Here is a 15,124-nt window from a genome sequence, read left to right as displayed (position 1 = left end):
AGGCGTCGGCATCGCGGAGATGAGGATCCTCGACATGTAGTCGCCCTCCCGATCGCCGAGTGGAGCCGGCCGATCCACTTCGCTCGGGAAGCAGCTCGCGGACCGCGTAGGTGTCAGACTGATACCGTTGTCTGCATGGCCATGACCCTGCGGCTCACGGACGAGGAGCACGCGGCCCTTCGGAGCCGCGCCGCGGCGGAGGGCATCTCGATGCAGGACGCCGCACGACGGGCGGTGCGGGAGTACGTCCAGATCGGTGAGCACCGGAGCCGCGTCGCGGCCGCCTCGGGGCGGGTGAAGGCGGCGCACGGCGAGGCGCTCGAGCGCCTCGGTGGGTGAGCCGGCAGTTCGAGTACCTCGACACCGATGACCTCGTCGAGCTGGCGATCAGCTTGCTCGGCGATCCGGCGCCGATCCGTGATCTCGGCCTGCTCGGCTCCGCGGCAGCACGGCCGCCCGCGACCGCTTTCGGCGAGGACGCCTACCCCGACATCTGGTCGAAGGCGGCTGCGTTGCTCCACTCCATCGTGCAGCACCATGCCCTCGTCGACGGCAACAAGCGACTCGGCTGGTTGGCGACCGCCGTGTTCCTGGAGATCAATGGCGCCAGGGTCACCGGGATCTCGAACGACGCGGTGTACGGACTGGTCATGGGCGTCGCAAGCGGCGACAGCGATCTTGCAGAGACCGCGCCTCAGCTCCGGACCCTGGCCGAGGGATGATGTGTACGAAGGCGCCAGTGGCAGGTACTGGATCTCGCGGGTTGGCCCTCCGACACAACCTGACCAGCGCGAAAGTGCGGGTCAGCGCAGTTTTCGCCGGCGGTCGAGCGGGCCGAAACGGCTATCGCGGCACGGACGAGTACCGGTCGGTGCTCGCCGTCGCGGGGTCCCTGCTCGCGCATCTCCGCGGTGCGGCCGTTTGGGCATATCTCGGCCTGCCCGACCCGAGGTGAGTCGCCTTATTGCTGGGCGCAGCCTGGCCGGCCATCAGGCGTTCGACGCTGTCATTTGCATCGATGCTCGCTGGTCAGAACCTTGTTCGGCGCCGGGCCTGTTACACCGACTATGAGGCAGCGACCCGTTGTACCGACGACTTCGACCTCGAGCCTCATGCTTGTTCCCGTCGGGAAGACCAGCCACAGCGGGGTGCTGAGACGTAGTGATGGAAGACCAGGTATTGACATTCCGTACAAGCCGCGCGTCGAGCGATCGGCAAAGGCTGTAGCCACCATCTGGACATCAACTGGCTTGAACTTGCTTTCGGCCTCGCGACGAGCTGCAGACACCTTCGACCGGTTCTGGTGAGCAACGTGTGCACCCCACAGCGACCAGGATCCGACTGCCACAATTACGACCATGACGATGATGAGCAAACGGCGGCGGCGGGCCTTCTTCTCAGCACTATCGATCTCCATCGGCTCCTTCACCGTTCACCGGGCCCCAACATGGGCCGACTCAGCTCTGAGCGGTCAACGTGGCCCCCTGGCGGCCCTTTCACGGCCGGCCATCGCGGCGTAGAAATGGAACGCATCGCCCAGCGTATCGATCGGCTGGATCGTTTCATCTGGCAATCCTCCCCTTGACCTATCTTCTATCAGGTCGACCAGCTGCAGGAGAGGAAGTGAATCCAGGTCCAAGTCCTCAACGGGGCGAAGCGACGCGCCATACTCTCGAACGGCAATCTGCGGCCCGGCCTCGACACCCACTACACCACCACCTGGGACTCAACTTCCGCGGACAACGGCGAGATGCTGAAGCTGTCCCGCGGGCTGTATCAGCTGGCCGACACCGCTGGCGTCGGCAACATCCACTTCATTGCGGTGTGTGCCCGGTCGCACCACGGGATGATCGTCGTGGGCTCCGCGCTGTCCTACTGGGACCTCACCGATGTGATCCTATCGGCGGTCCATCTCGCCGTCCCCGAAGGGTGACACCACCATCGACCACCCGCCCACGATGGTCCACGTGTTTCGAGCCGCGAGCTACGAGCTTGGACGCATCGAAGTGACGGAGGCCGGCGGCGAGCGGTTCTGGATCACCGACCGGGAGCGAACCGTCGTCGACGCGTTCCGCCTAGGCCACCTGGTCGGCGACACCACCGCTCACCCGGCGTCGCGCCGCTACCTGGACCAACCCCGGCCGAAGCTCGCTCAACTCGCCGACCTTGCCCGCGATCTGCGGGCGTCGACAGCGGTCCGCGTGGCGCTGGCGATACCTGACACGTGAGTCAGCCCGGCCGAGCCACGCCAGGTGGACGCGCGTGGGTGATGCCGCCTCTTCGTTGGCCTAGTCCGACATCCGCCGTACAATCGTGCGTACATAGGCACAGAAGCGCAGGAGGCATGGTGGCCATCAAGACCGATCGCGTGGAGGCACGCTTGTCCCCCACCGAGCGTGCGCACATCGAACAAGCTGCCTCGATTGCAGGCCTCCCGGTGTCGACGTTCATGGTCGGCGCCGCGGTCAACCGAGCCGACGAGATCATCACCGCGGCCACCACCACGGTCGTGCCGGCCGACTACTTCGACAGGCTCGTCGTAGCCCTCGACGAGGCCGAGCCGACCCCAGGCCTGTCGAAGGCGGCGAGGCGCTCCCACCGTTCGCCGCGCATCATTGCACGGTGACGTACCGGGTCGAGCGGCTCGCCGACCACGACCTCTCGGAGTTCACGTGCGGCAACATGGACCTCGACGACTGGCTGCGATCCCACGCCCAGAGGGCCACGGGGCAGGGGACGCGCACCTACATCCTGGTCGACGAACATGAGCGGGTCTGCGGCTACTTCGCGCTCGCACCCCACCTGTTGTCCCGCGATGACGCCCCACCGCGCCTGGCCCGAGGCGCCCCACAGCAGATCCCGGGGATCTTGCTCGCGAAGCTGGCGCTCGACTCGGCCATCCAGGGCCGCGGCATGGGTGCCGAACTGCTCGTCCGAGCGCTCGACACCATCATCGCGGCGGCCCGCCGTGCCGGAGGGAGGGTGGTCATCGTCGATGCGATCGATGACGATGCCGTCGCCTTCTACGAGCATCACGACTTCCGCCGGCTGCCGGGCCAATCATGGCGCCTGGTCATGAAGCTCAGCAGCGCCGCGAAGGCGCTGGGCCTCCCGTGGCCATGAGGTGGCCTCCCGGGAGCGCGCGGGAACGCTCGAACGTCGCCGCGCGGCCGACGCACCGCGCCGCTGACCCGGCCCGGTCGCAGGCCTCATCAGTAGGACATGGCGCCGGCCTGCGATCAGTCACGCTCGACGGCGCGGAGGCCGTGCTCGGGCGTCCACCACTGAACGACCAGCTTGGTGGCGGCGGCGTCGAGCCCCGTGATGACGACCTCGGTGATGTCGGCGACGAACATCTCGCCGTCGGGCGCCTCGCCGGCCTCGTCGGCGGGCACGGGGCCACCCGGGGTGGCGACGCCGGCGATCTTCGCCTCACCCGGCCACTCGCCCTCCTTGCCCTCGATGGGGTGGAAGGTCGGGCCGTGGAGGGCGAACCGGGGGTCGCGGCGGAGGTCGGCGCCCTTGCGCGCCGCGGTCATCGACCCGAAGCGCAGGTCGCCGTCGACGAACTCGCACTCGATGCCCGAGATGCGTGGCGAGCCGTCGGCGCGCAGGGTCGCGATCGTCTTGTGACGCCCCGCGTCCAACAGACGGCGCACCCGAGCCGCGAATTCCGGTTCCTGCTCTTCGATGACCTTCCAAGCCGGCACGGCCGCTCAGCGTACGCCGCCCGCCGGGGCCGTGGTGGGCCGTAATCTCCTGGCGTGGCCTCCTGTCCCGACTGCTCGTTCCCATTGCTCGGCGCTGACGGGGCCGACGTGAACCTCCCCGGCGCGCTGCGCTACGACGAAGCCCGGTCCGTAGGCGCCGCAGGCCGCATCCGGGTGCTGGCGGGCGAGACTGCCGCGCTGCTGCGGTCGACGTCTGCCGATCGCGCGCGCCGTCGACCCGAACCCGCCGTGTGGTCGCCGCTCGAGTACGCCTGCCACGTGCGCGACGTGCTGCTCGTGCAGCGCGAGCGCGTGCTGATGATGCGACGCGGACTCGGCGACAAGGTCGTCCCGATGGGACGCGACGAGCGGGTCGAGCTCGACGGCTACCGCGCCCAGGACCCCGTCGACGTCGCGACGCAACTCGAACAGGCCGCCGTCATGTTCGAGGGGGTGCTCGCCCAGCTCGCCCCCGACGACTGGGACCTCACCGTCGTCTACAACTTCCCGGTCCGCACCGAGCAGAACTTGCGGTGGGTGGCGGTGCACACCGAGCACGAGGTCGCCCACCACCTCCACGACATCCGCCGCGACCTCGCCTCCTGATCTCCAGCGCGCACGCCTCCTGCTCCCCAGCGCGCACGCCACCCGCTCCCCAGCGCGGACGCCACCCGTCCACCCCGGCCCTCCCTCCACTCGACCACCCCGGCCCTCCCTCGACTCGAGCCGGGCCCAACATCCGTGCTGTGAGCGCTCAGCCACCCACCAGGTGGCCAAGTGCTCACAGCAGCGGACAGCAGCGGGGGGCCGGGGGGTGCGGAGACCGGAGCTCCGGGCTCAGGGGCAGCCGCGGGCGCGGAGGTCGCCCGACGTGATCTGTCCGCCGTCGAGCCAGTAGGCCGAGTGGAAGTAGAACGACAACAAGTTCGACACGCACTTCCCGGCAATCCGATAGGGCACGTTCTGGCCGTCCTCGTACGTGCCCGCACCGATCGAGTGCGCGTCGGACGAGCCGTCGTACTGGCGTGCCGTCAAGCGCCGCAGCCCTGACGGGTCGCCCCGCAGATACCAGTCGAACCAGGCGAGTGAGTAGTAGAACGCCACCCGCTCGCCATACCGACTCGCCTGGAGCGACGCCGGGAACGGCTGGTAGCCGAACTCGTAGTGGGTGCTCGCACGGGTCGTGACGTTCATGGTGTCGACGCCGGCGTGCTGCAACTGGCGGTAGGCCGCGAGCAGGTGCTGGTCGGGGTTCGGGGGGTCGAGTGGGTTCATCGGGGCCAGCACGCTCGGGAACGCGTAGTCGACTGAGAAGAACAGCGTCGGCGCGTGGATGTGTCCCGCCGCCCAAGGCGCCACCGACCCGTCGAGGTTGTCGTACGACACGACCGCCTTCACCCGAGGGTCCGATTGGCCGACCGACGTGACCGCCATGGCGCCCAGCGAGTGGCCGGCGATGCCGATGCGGCTGCGATCGAGGTGCGCCCACAACGGGTTGTAGTGCAAGGCGCCGCGTGCGTTGGCGGGGTAAGCGCCCTTCGCATCGGGCGCGTAGGGGAACGGCGCGCTCGGGGTCGACAACAAGAAATCGACCGCCGATTGCGTATCCGGCTTGTCCGATGTCGGCACGTCCGGGCACCCCGCTGGCGAGCAGTCGATCGACCCGTCCGGCTTGTGGGGCAGGTTCTCGGAGTCCCCCTGACCCTGCGGATCGATCACCAGCACCATGTAGCCGGCCTCCGCCATCCCCTCCGCGAACCAGGCGTTCACCTCGTTGTAGGACTGCAGCCCCGGCGACATCGTCAGGCCCGGCAGCCGCTCGCCGGGCTTGATCACCCGAGGCGTGAACAGGCGGGCGGTGAGCTGCGCACCGGTGCTGGCCACGAACGTGAAGCGCTGCTGGCGCCCGCGGCCCGACGCGGCCCACTCCTCCGGCACACGGAACGGGTCGCCGACCTTGGCAGGCGCCAGCCAGTGGGTCGCGCTGATGTGCGGACGCGTCGGGTTGGCCAGCTGGTCGGCCACGAAACCTGGCAGAAGTCCGAGCGATCTGGCGTCCTCCTGCGCCCACTTGCGCAGGAACGCCGGGTTGTCGACCTCGTCTTGTTGACGTTCGGTCGCACACTCGATGTTCTCCAGATCACGCTGGGTCCAGGCGATGGGATCGGACCGAGGGTCGGGGTCGCCCGCAGGTTCGTCACAACCGAAGATCGATGGCGGGGAGACGGCAGCCGCCGCCGACCCGGACGCAGCCGAGCCCGGCCCGGACGCACCTTCCGCCGGTGCCGCCACCACCGCGCAGACGGCCAGCGTGACCACGGACAGCAGCCCCGCAACCGAGCGGCGATGACGGAAACCGGACATTTCGCCCCCGCGGACCATCCCGACATCCCACCACACCGCAGCTGTGCGCGCTCAGCCACCCACCAGGTAGCCAAGTGCTCACAGCTCGGGGAGGGAGAGGGCCGGCGCCAACCTCCGTGCTGTGCGCGCTCAGCCACCCACCAGGTGGCCAAGTGCTCACAGCTCGGGGAGGGAGAGGGCGCCGACGGGTCAGGCGGCGAGGGACTTGGCGGCTGAACCCATCAGGTCGAGGAAGTTCTCGCTGTAGAACCGGCGGCGCACGTCGTCGGACGCGTCGCCGAGGGACGCCTCGAACCGCTCCAGCGGCCGGCGCCCACCTTCCACATGCGGGTAGTCCGACGAGAACATGCACACCTCGGGGCCGGACTGGGAGATGATCCAGCCGACGTCCTCGGTGGGATACGGCGTGACCCGCACCTGGCGACGCACGTACTCCGACGGCCGCAGCGACAACGCCTGCAGCCGCTCCTCGTGGCGGGTGAACGCCTCCACGGCCGACTCCATCTGGCGCATCCACGACGGCACCCACACGGCGCCTTGCTCGATCACCCCGATGCGCAGCTCCGGGAAGCGCTCGAGGACGCCGTCGAAGATCATCGTGGCGAGCGTCTGCATGGGCGGGAACGGGATGCCCACGTAGTCGACCGAGCGGAAGTTCTCCTCGCCACCGTGGAAGTCGGGCGGGATCGGCAGGCCGTTCACGAAGTAGTTGTGGTCGATCAGGTCGGCTGTGCCGCCCACGTGGAACACCACAGGGATGCGGGCCTCCTGCGCCCGCGCCCACACCGGGTCGAGGCCGCGGTGGCTGGGCGAGTGCCCCGGCGGGCAACCCGACGCCACCAGCAGGGCCGCGGCTCCCCCGGCGAGCGCTTCGTCGGCCATGGCGGCGGCCCGGTCGAAGTCGGCCAGCGGCACGTAGCACGTCGGCAACAGGCGGGGGTCGGCGGAGCAGAACTCGACCATCCCCCGGTTGTGGGCCCGGGCCGCGCCGTACGCGAGGTCGAGGTCGCCCGAGTGCTCCCAGTCGCGCAGACGCCGGTTGTGGAACGTGTTGAACACGAGCTGGCTCGAGAAGCCGAGCAGGTCGAGGGCCCGACCCCGGTCGTCGGGCAGGAACGAGCCGGTTGCGGCGAAGTTCTTGCGCAACATGATGTCGGCGGCCTCGGTGGACCGGTACTCGTCGGAGCGGTGCTTGGCGGCGAGACGGTCGAACGCAGCAGCGAGGTCGCGCTGTTGCTCTTCCGGGTCGCCGGTCTGGCGCAGCTCGTTGCCGCCGGGGTAGCGCAGCGGCTCGATCCGGTCGCGGATCGCAGGGTCCGCGTGGTCGCGCAGCCACGTCGGCGTCTCCATGATGTGGGCGTCGGCGTCGTGTACCACCCGCCCGGCGACAGCGTTGTACGGCAACGGCTCGTGGTCGGTCACGGACATGGCTCCCCCTTCGCGGCCAGGCCGGTTCGACGCCCCAGGTGGTCGATCAGCTGCCCTTCATGAGCAGCCCGAGCGCCACCGTGGTGAACGTGAAGATCAGGGCGCACACGAGGGTCACGCGGTCGAGGTTGCGCTCCATCACCGTGGAGCCCTGTGCCTGGGCACCCATGCCGCCGAACATGTCGGACAGGCCGCCGCCGCGTCCACTGTGCAACAGGATCAGCACGCCCATGGTGAACGAGATGACCACGTGGATGATGGCGACGGTGAGAATCATGCGAACCTCGTGTGCGAGCCCGGGTGACGACCCGGCGAGCCTCTGAAGTTACCAGGCACCACGCGTCGACCCGAAGCCATCGCAGCGAACCCGCCAAGACGGGCCTGGGTGCCCCGACCGGCCGGGCAGTGCTCAGATGACCTTGATCGGCTCGGCGAAATGGCAGGCGATGCGGTGCTCGTCGTTGTCGTCGTGCGGCTCGAGCTCGGGTTCCTCGATCGCGCAGATGTCCTGCGCTTTCGGACACCTGGTGCGGAACCGGCATCCCGAGGGCGGATCGATGGGACTCGGGACGTCGCCTTGGAGGATGATCCGGCGGCGGGCCCGCTCGCGGGTGGGATCCGGGATCGGCACGGCCGACATCAACGCCTGGGTGTACGGGTGCATCGCACGGTTGTAGATGGCGTCCCGTGGCCCGGTCTCGACCACTTTGCCGAGGTACATGACAGCGACCCGGTCCGAGATGTGGCGCACCACCGAGAGGTCATGCGCGATGAACACGTACGCGAGGCCACGCTCGCGCTGGAGGCGGATCAACAAGTTGATGACGCCGGCCTGGATCGACACGTCGAGGGCGGACACCGGCTCGTCGAGCACGACAAGTGCGGGGTCGATCGACAGCGCCCGCGCGATGCCGACCCGCTGTCGCTGCCCGCCGGAGAACTCGTGCGGGTAGCGGCCACGGTGCTCGGGCGACAGGCCGACCGTCTCGAGCAACTCCCCCACCCGGTCGTTGGCGTCGGTCCGGGACAGCTTCTGGTGGATCCGCAGCGGCTCGGCGAGGGTCTCGCCGACGCTCATGCGCGGGTTGAGCGACGCGAACGGGTCCTGGAAGACCAGTTGCATCTGCAACCGGGCCGCCCGGCGTTCCTCCCGGTTGAGCGACTGCGTGTCGCGCCCGTCGAGCAGCACCTGTCCCGCGGTCCGCGGTGACAGGCCCATGATCACGCGCCCGAGTGTCGACTTGCCGCAGCCGGACTCGCCGACCACGCCGAGCGTCTCGCCCCGGTCGACCCAGATGGACACGCCGCTCACGGCGTGGACCTTCGCTCGGCGGATCGACCAGCCGATCCTGGGACCGCGGAACTCCTTGACGAGGTCCACGGTCTCGAGCAGCGGCGGACGGGACGTCGCAGCCTCGTGCTCGTCGCCAGCGGCGGACTCCTCGGTGGTCGTCACGTCGGGGGCGCTCACGCATTCACCCCATGGCGGCTCAACAAGTCGGCGGCCAGCAGTTCGTCGCTGCGGAAGCAGGCGGCCTCATGGGGCGGCGAGCCGTGCGGCTCGAGCTCCGGCAGCCGGTCGAGGCAGCCGGCCGCCTTGCTGGCGTGGGGGCAGCGCGGGTGGAAAGCGCAACCGGCTGGCGGGTGCAGCATCGACGGGGGCTGACCGCCGATGGGGACGAGAGGGCTGTCCTCGCCTTCGTCGAGCCGAGGCAACGAGCGAAGGAGGCCGGCGGAGTAAGGGTGCGACGTGTGCTCGAAGATCTCGTCGACCGTGCCCCGCTCGACGACCCGACCGGCGTACATGACGACCACCCGGTCGGCGAGGCCAGCCACCACGCCGAGATCGTGCGTGATCAGCATCACTGCGGTGTCCAAACGGTCGGTGAGGTCGACCAACAGCTCGAGCACCTGCGCCTGCACGGTGACATCGAGCGCGGTGGTCGGCTCGTCGGCGATCACCAGCTTGGGCTCGTTGGCCAGTGCCATGGCGATCATGGCGCGCTGGCGCATGCCCCCCGAGAACTCGTGTGGGTACTGGCGTGCGCGTCGCTCGGGCTGCGGGATGCCCACCAAGCCGAGCATCTCGACCGCCCGTGCCTTGGCCTCACGGCGACTGATGTCCTGATGCGCCAAGACCATCTCGACGATCTGGTTCCCGACCCGGTAGACGGGGTTCAGCGCCGACAGCGGATCTTGGAAGATCACCGCGATCTCGCCGCCGCGCACGGCGCGCATGCGGCGCTCTGGCGCCTCCAATAGCTCCTCGTCGCCCCACTTGACGCTGCCATGGATCTCGGCCATCGGCGGGAGCAACTGCAGCATGCTCATCGCCGTCACCGACTTGCCGGATCCAGACTCGCCGACGACCGCGACGACCTCGCCGGGACCGATGTCGAGCGACACGCCGCGGACCGCCTGTACGAGGCCGTCGTCAGTCCGAAACCCCACGTTCAGGTCGGTCACTTCGAGCAGGCCGGCCATCAGGTGTCCTTCACGTCGAGGGCGTCACGCAGGCCGTCGCCGATGAGCAAGAAGCCCAACACGGCCAACACGATGAACAGGCCCGGGAAGATCAACAGCCACGGTGCCTGCTGCATGATCGCGGCCTTCGAAGCGTCGTTGATCATCAGGCCGAGCGACGGGTTCGGGGGCTGCACCCCGACGCCGAGGAAGCTGAGCGCCGCCTCGGCCAGGATCGCGCCACCCACGCCCACCGCGGCCAGCACGACGACGGGCTGGAACACGTTGGGCAGGATGTGGCGCCACACGATCCGGCGTGCCGGGATCCCCATGCAGCGAGCCGCGTCGACGTATTCGAGGTCGCGGACCTGCAAGAAGCCGGCTCGCACGATGCGTGCCGTCTGGAGCCACGCGGTCACCGCGAGCGTGATGATCACCGCGTTGATCCCCCGCCCGATCGCCGCGACGAGCACGAGTGCCAAGACGAGGTACGGGATGCCGAGCAGGATGTCGACAAAGCGCATCAGCACGACGTCGGTCCAGCCGCCGAACCAGCCGGCGACGCAACCGATGAAGATGCCGATGATGGTCTCGGCAGCGGTGGCGAGCACGCCGATGAACAACGACACCCGCAGGCCGTAGATCACCCGGGCCAGCACGTCGGCGCCCACCTGGTCGGTGCCGAACCAGTGGCCGGCCGTCGGGTGGAGCAACGACGGGAAGTTCGTGTTCAGCGGGCTCGGGACGAACAACGGACCGATCAAGGCGATGCCCACCAAGACGACCACGATGAACAAGCCGGCGACGGCCAGCCGGTTGCGCTTGAACCGACGCCAGGCGTCGGCTCGCAGGGACCGGATGGGCATCACCTCGGCGAGCGAGGCGTCGAGGTCCCCGTCGCTCACCAGCTCGAGCTCGAGCGCTTCTCGGGGGGTCAGCTCGGCATCGGTCACGGCGCGGGTCGTGGCTTGCAACCCGCTGTCGCCGGGACCTTGGACGATCCGGTCGTCGCCTTGGCTGAGCGAGTCGGTCATTTCGCCTCCCCCAGCCGAACTCTCGGATCCAACAGTGCGTAGCTCAGGTCGACCACCAGGTTGGCCACGCCGTAGATCAGCATCACGACCACGGAGAAGCCGAGCACGGCCGGCAAGTCCTTGTTGGCGGCCGCATGCGCCACCGTGTAACCGAGGCCCTTCAAGTTGAAGACGGTCTCGGTCAAGATCGCGGCGCCGGCGGCGGTGCCGAAGTCGAGACCCACCACAGTGACCACCGGGATCATGGCGTTGCGGGTCACGTGGCGGCGCATCACGCGCTTCTCTGACAGCCCCTTGGCGCGAGCGGTTCGCACATGGTCCATGCGACTGGTCTCCAACACCGTGGTCCGCACGATGCGGGTGAGGATGGCCGTGGTGACCGCAGCCAGCACGATCGCGGGCTGTACCAGGTACTTGAACGTGCTCGGCCGCGGGAAGATCAGCAAGAACCAACTGCCGTTCTGGGCGTTGTAGGAATCTCCCGGGCCCAACCCGATGTTCGGGAACGTCATCCATCTCGGCAAGTGGTGCTGGTTCGCGAACACATAGGTGAGCTGGATCAGCAGATAGCCGAGGACGAACACCGGTATCGCAGAGGCCACCACCGCCGCGACGGTGGTGGTGGTATCCGCAAGTGAGTTTCTTCGTCGTGCCGACAGCACGCCGAACGCAAGGCCGATGACGATCTCGATGATGATCGCCCATGTGGCCAACCGGATGCTGACGGGTGCCCGCTGTTTGAGCAGGGCGTTGACGCTCTTGTTGGAGTCGAGCGTCTTTTCGCTGTAGGCGGTACCGAAGTCGAAGTGGAAGATCAGCCGGTCCATGTAGTGCTGGTACTGGCGCAGCATCGGCCGGTCCAGCCCCAGCTTCTTGGCGGTGTTCTTGACGACTTGGGGGTTCGTGGCCTTCGCGCCGCCGCCGACCGCCAACTCGGCCGGGTTGTCGGGGATGGCGTAGACGAGGAAGAACAACAGCGTCACGCCGGCCAGCACGGTGAAGATCAGCTGAGCGACGCGGCGCAGAGTGAACAGAAGCATGCGTCTCCAGGATCAGGCGGGATCCCCGCCCGAGAACGAGTGCAACAGGGGTGCCGGGCCCGAAGCCCCGACACCCCTGCCACGTTTTCAGGTCAGCTGGTGACGCCCACCTTCTCCCAGAGCATCAAGCCCAGGGGCGGCTGGTGGAAGTTGACCACGTTGTTGCTGTACGCGATCTGGCCGGTGTACCAGTTGATCGGGATGGCCTGTACGTCCTGGTTGAGCAGGATCTGCTCGGCCTGGTTGTACAGCTCACCCCGCTTGGTCTTGTCGGTCTCGGCCTGCGCGGCCTTGATCTTGGCCTCGAACTGCGGGCTGTCGTAGCGCCCGAAGTTGTTGCCGTCGATCGAGGCCTTCGAGAACAGGTCGACCATGAAGTTGCCGTACGTCGGGTAGTCGGCGTACCAGCCCGAACGGCAGATCATGCAAGCGCCAGCCTTCGGGATGTCCCGGAAGTAGGTCTTGGTGATCGGGTCGAGCGTGGTGCTGAGGCCCAGGTTGTCCTTCAGGTTCGCCTGGATGATCTGGACCACCGGCTCGTGGCCGGCGCCGGCGTTGAAGCTGATGCGGATCGGCTTGGTGATCTTGCCGCCCGCCTTGACCCACTTGTCGTAGTAGGTCTTGGCCAGCTTCGGGTTGTACGAGCAGTAGTCACACAGCCCTGCCTTGAACCCGGGGATGCCCGGAGGCGTGATGCCGGTCGAGATGGTGCGGGCACCCTCGTACACCTTGGTGTTGATCTCGGCCCGGTTGATCGACAGCGAGATGGCGATCCGCAGGTCGCGGTTCTTCGGACCCGCGAGCTCCGGGATGTCGTCACCGATGTCGAAGTAGTACGACCCGAGGTTCGGGTCCTTCACCGTGTTGTTCTTGTACGTGGCCTCGGCCGACTTGATCCCGTTCGGCGGGATCGTGGCGTCGTTGCCGGTGCCACCGGTGAAGGTCTGCCATGCGGTGTCGACTGTGTCGGTGGCCTTGAAGATGAGGTGCGCGAGGTGCGCCTTCTTGTCGCCGTACACGTTGCCGGCCCAGTTCGGGTTCGGCACGAGGTCGACTTCCTCGGTGGTCGGCGCCTTGGCCGGGTCGAGCATGAAGGGCCCGTTGCCGATGCTCGCGCCGACCCAGCCCGGGGGCTTGTCGCCGAGCTTCTGCAGGTCGGCGTTGCTGATCGGCGAGAAGAAGCTGTGCGACACGATCGCCGGGAAGTCGGCGTTCGGGTCCGACAGCGTGACCTTGAGGGTCATCGCCGAGTCGTCGGCCACGATCGCGGGCAGGTCGTGGACCTTGCCGGCCTGCAGGTCGGCACCACCTTTGATGTAGTCGATCAGGTAGCCGTAGGGAGAGGCGATCTCCTGCGAGCCTGCGCGCTCCCAAGCCTTCTTGAAGTTGGAGGGCAGCACCGACTCGCCGTTGGAGAACTTCAGGCCGCTCTTGATGTGGAACGTGAACTCACTCGCATCGGCGTTGCTGTCCCAGCTCGAGGCGACGAGGCCCTTGAGGACGGGGCTGCACTTCTGCGTGAAGTCGAAGTCGGTCAGGCCGTCGAACACCGCGTTGGTGATCTGGGCCTCGGCCAGTGACTGGACCACGCCAGGGTCCCAGCTCGTGTTGGTACCCGAGTTGCTGAGCCACGCGTAGTCGGTGAAGGTGCCGCCGTCTGGCACGTTCGTGTCGAACTGCATCGTTCCGCAGCTCTTCTTGTTGAGCTGGTTCGCGACGTCAGAGCCCGTCGAGCTCTGTGTCTTGTTGCTCCCCGAACTGCCACACGCACCGGCAACGAGGGCCAAGCCCACCGCTACCGCTGCGAGGCGTTTCCTACCTGACCTGGGTCGCACTGAGTGGACCTCCTTGGAACGTGGACGTGGATGCGCTGCGGAACACTAGAGGGCTGGCGCCCGAGACGTGACGATCGCCACAGCGACCCGATGGCGCGCGGGTAGCCGAGAGCAGGGCACCGACACGTGCTCCCTCCACAGCAGACCCCCGGTCCAGCGGGGCTCGGGGCGGGTCCAGCCGGGAGGCCGGAGACAGCCCGTCCAGCGAGCGCGGGTAAACGTAGCAGAAACGCATAGTGGCGGGTAAGGACACGAAGCATTTCGCGACGAAATCGTCAACTGAGCACACAACTTGCCCATACCGGCGCGCGTCAGATCGCCCTCGCTGCGGGCTCAGCCCGACGCCAGCCGTGGCGAACGTAGCCGTCTGGTCGTGGCGATGCACCGGATCCCGCGCGGTGGCGGGACCGGTCAATCTGCGTTGGGAAAGCGGATGATCGCGGCGAACTGGTCGGGATCGAGGGACGCACCCCCCACCAACGCGCCGTCGATGTCCGTTTGGGCCATCAACTCCGCCGCGTTCTCCGGTTTCACCGACCCGCCGTACTGGATCCGGACCGCGCCGGCCGCGGACTCGCCGCCAACCGACGTGAGCTCGTCGCGCACCACTGCGCACACGGCCTGCGCGTCGTCGGGGCTCGCGGTCCGCCCGGTGCCAATGGCCCAGATCGGTTCGTACGCGACCACGACCGTGGCGAGGTCGTCAGCGGACACGCCTCGGAGCCCCGCACGCACCTGGTTGCGGACCTTCTCCTCCGTGGTGCCCTCGTCACGCTCGCCGAGCGTCTCCCCCACGCACAAGATGGGCAACATCCCGGCCTCGAGGATCGCATGGACCTTGGCGTTGACGAACTCGTCGGTCTCGCCGAACAGCTCGCGCCGCTCCGAGTGCCCGGCGATCACGTACCGCACGTTGAGCTTGGCGAGCATGGGTGCCGAGACCTCGCCGGTGAACGCACCGCTCGGCTCGGAGTGGCAGTGCTGGGCGCCGAGCGCGATCGGGATGTGGTCGGCCTCGAGCACGGTCTGCACCGAGCGGAGATCGGTGAACGGCGGGTGGATCGACACCTCGACCGAGTCGTAGTCCTCTTTGGTCAACGACCACGACAGCTTCTGGACCGTCTGGATGGCCTCGAAGTGGTTGTGGTTCATCTTCCAGTTGCCGCTGATCAGCGGCTTGCGCTCGGGAGGCGTTGCGGTCGGCACGGCGGGCTCCGGGGGACGGCGGAATCGAGTCCGGCGCAGGTTAG

Annotated in this window: 19 protein-coding genes; 7 read left to right on the top strand and 12 right to left on the bottom strand. The window is 68.0% G+C overall.

Going from position 1 to position 15,124, the window contains the following annotated elements; all coding sequences use genetic code 11:
- The first annotated feature begins 135 nt into the window (after positions 1 to 135).
- Complete coding sequence (locus VHA73_07745; GenBank protein ID HVX17911.1) at positions 136 to 339, top strand: hypothetical protein; 204 nt, start codon at positions 136 to 138, stop codon at positions 337 to 339.
- On the top strand, positions 336 to 722 hold the full coding sequence (locus VHA73_07740) for a Fic family protein (protein ID HVX17910.1): 387 nt from the start codon (positions 336 to 338) through the stop codon (positions 720 to 722). The genes VHA73_07745 and VHA73_07740 overlap by 4 nt, the downstream gene beginning before the upstream one ends.
- A gap of 284 nt (positions 723 to 1,006) precedes the next feature.
- Here the strand turns inward: VHA73_07740 and VHA73_07735 are convergent, their stop codons facing one another.
- Entirely contained in the window at positions 1,007 to 1,417 is a 411-nt protein-coding gene (locus VHA73_07735) for a hypothetical protein (protein HVX17909.1), read from the bottom strand.
- 54 nt (positions 1,418 to 1,471) lie between these two features.
- A complete protein-coding gene (locus VHA73_07730; protein ID HVX17908.1) occupies positions 1,472 to 1,708 on the bottom strand; it encodes a hypothetical protein in 237 nt (78 codons plus the stop codon).
- Between the two features lie 42 nt (positions 1,709 to 1,750).
- Here VHA73_07730 and VHA73_07725 point away from each other — a divergent pair, with 42 nt between their 5' ends.
- The 4 genes from VHA73_07725 (at position 1,751) to VHA73_07710 (ending at position 3,123) form a co-directional block, all read left to right on the top strand.
- Positions 1,751 to 1,933 carry a hypothetical protein gene (locus tag VHA73_07725; GenBank protein ID HVX17907.1) on the top strand — a complete coding sequence of 61 codons (183 nt, stop codon included), beginning with the start codon at positions 1,751 to 1,753 and terminating at the stop codon, positions 1,931 to 1,933.
- Between the two features lie 34 nt (positions 1,934 to 1,967).
- Complete coding sequence (locus tag VHA73_07720) at positions 1,968 to 2,228, top strand: hypothetical protein (protein HVX17906.1); 261 nt, start codon at positions 1,968 to 1,970, stop codon at positions 2,226 to 2,228.
- Between the two features lie 119 nt (positions 2,229 to 2,347).
- The gene (locus tag VHA73_07715) at positions 2,348 to 2,626 is read left to right on the top strand and encodes a DUF1778 domain-containing protein (protein ID HVX17905.1); all 279 of its coding nucleotides are present in this window, start codon (positions 2,348 to 2,350) and stop codon (positions 2,624 to 2,626) included.
- Positions 2,623 to 3,123 carry a GNAT family N-acetyltransferase gene (locus VHA73_07710; protein ID HVX17904.1) on the top strand — a complete coding sequence of 167 codons (501 nt, stop codon included), beginning with the start codon at positions 2,623 to 2,625 and terminating at the stop codon, positions 3,121 to 3,123. Before VHA73_07715 ends, VHA73_07710 begins: the two co-directional genes overlap by 4 nt.
- Before the next feature lie 116 nt (positions 3,124 to 3,239).
- Here the strand turns inward: VHA73_07710 and VHA73_07705 are convergent, their stop codons facing one another.
- Positions 3,240 to 3,710, bottom strand: coding sequence for a pyridoxamine 5'-phosphate oxidase family protein (locus VHA73_07705; protein HVX17903.1), 471 nt, complete (start codon positions 3,708 to 3,710; stop codon positions 3,240 to 3,242).
- Positions 3,711 to 3,764: 54 nt separating this feature from the next.
- Between VHA73_07705 and VHA73_07700 the strand changes: the two genes are divergently transcribed.
- Positions 3,765 to 4,316 carry a DinB family protein gene (locus VHA73_07700; GenBank protein HVX17902.1) on the top strand — a complete coding sequence of 184 codons (552 nt, stop codon included), beginning with the start codon at positions 3,765 to 3,767 and terminating at the stop codon, positions 4,314 to 4,316.
- A 231-nt stretch (positions 4,317 to 4,547) separates the two neighbouring features.
- Here VHA73_07700 and VHA73_07695 read toward each other — a convergent pair whose 3' ends face one another.
- From VHA73_07695 to tpiA, 9 genes are all read right to left on the bottom strand, one after another.
- A complete protein-coding gene (locus VHA73_07695) occupies positions 4,548 to 6,074 on the bottom strand; it encodes a hypothetical protein (protein ID HVX17901.1) in 1,527 nt (508 codons plus the stop codon).
- A 189-nt stretch (positions 6,075 to 6,263) separates the two neighbouring features.
- Entirely contained in the window at positions 6,264 to 7,502 is a 1,239-nt protein-coding gene (locus tag VHA73_07690) for an amidohydrolase family protein (GenBank protein ID HVX17900.1), read from the bottom strand.
- Positions 7,503 to 7,548: 46 nt separating this feature from the next.
- A complete protein-coding gene (secG, locus tag VHA73_07685; protein HVX17899.1) occupies positions 7,549 to 7,779 on the bottom strand; it encodes a preprotein translocase subunit SecG in 231 nt (76 codons plus the stop codon).
- Positions 7,780 to 7,911: 132 nt separating this feature from the next.
- Positions 7,912 to 8,973 carry a dipeptide ABC transporter ATP-binding protein gene (locus VHA73_07680; protein ID HVX17898.1) on the bottom strand — a complete coding sequence of 354 codons (1,062 nt, stop codon included), beginning with the start codon at positions 8,971 to 8,973 and terminating at the stop codon, positions 7,912 to 7,914.
- Positions 8,970 to 9,986, bottom strand: a complete 1,017-nt coding sequence (locus VHA73_07675) for an ABC transporter ATP-binding protein (protein HVX17897.1) — start codon at positions 9,984 to 9,986, stop codon at positions 8,970 to 8,972. Before VHA73_07675 ends, VHA73_07680 begins: the two co-directional genes overlap by 4 nt.
- A complete protein-coding gene (locus VHA73_07670; protein HVX17896.1) occupies positions 9,986 to 10,999 on the bottom strand; it encodes an ABC transporter permease in 1,014 nt (337 codons plus the stop codon). The genes VHA73_07675 and VHA73_07670 overlap by 1 nt, the downstream gene beginning before the upstream one ends.
- Positions 10,996 to 12,039, bottom strand: a complete 1,044-nt coding sequence (locus VHA73_07665) for an ABC transporter permease (protein ID HVX17895.1) — start codon at positions 12,037 to 12,039, stop codon at positions 10,996 to 10,998. Before VHA73_07665 ends, VHA73_07670 begins: the two co-directional genes overlap by 4 nt.
- 92 nt (positions 12,040 to 12,131) lie before the next feature.
- Positions 12,132 to 13,721 (bottom strand): peptide ABC transporter substrate-binding protein, encoded by a 1,590-nt coding sequence (locus VHA73_07660; protein ID HVX17894.1) that lies wholly within the window; start codon positions 13,719 to 13,721, stop codon positions 12,132 to 12,134.
- A 564-nt stretch (positions 13,722 to 14,285) separates the two neighbouring features.
- Entirely contained in the window at positions 14,286 to 15,080 is a 795-nt protein-coding gene (tpiA, locus tag VHA73_07655) for a triose-phosphate isomerase (GenBank protein ID HVX17893.1), read from the bottom strand.
- Positions 15,081 to 15,124 lie beyond the last annotated feature (44 nt).

Source organism: Acidimicrobiales bacterium (assembly GCA_035547835.1).
In the GTDB taxonomy this organism is placed as follows: Bacteria; Actinomycetota; Acidimicrobiia; order Acidimicrobiales; family Iamiaceae; genus DASZTW01.
The sequence above is the reverse complement of the archived record's forward strand: the minus strand, read 5'-3'. Positions and strand labels throughout refer to the sequence as shown.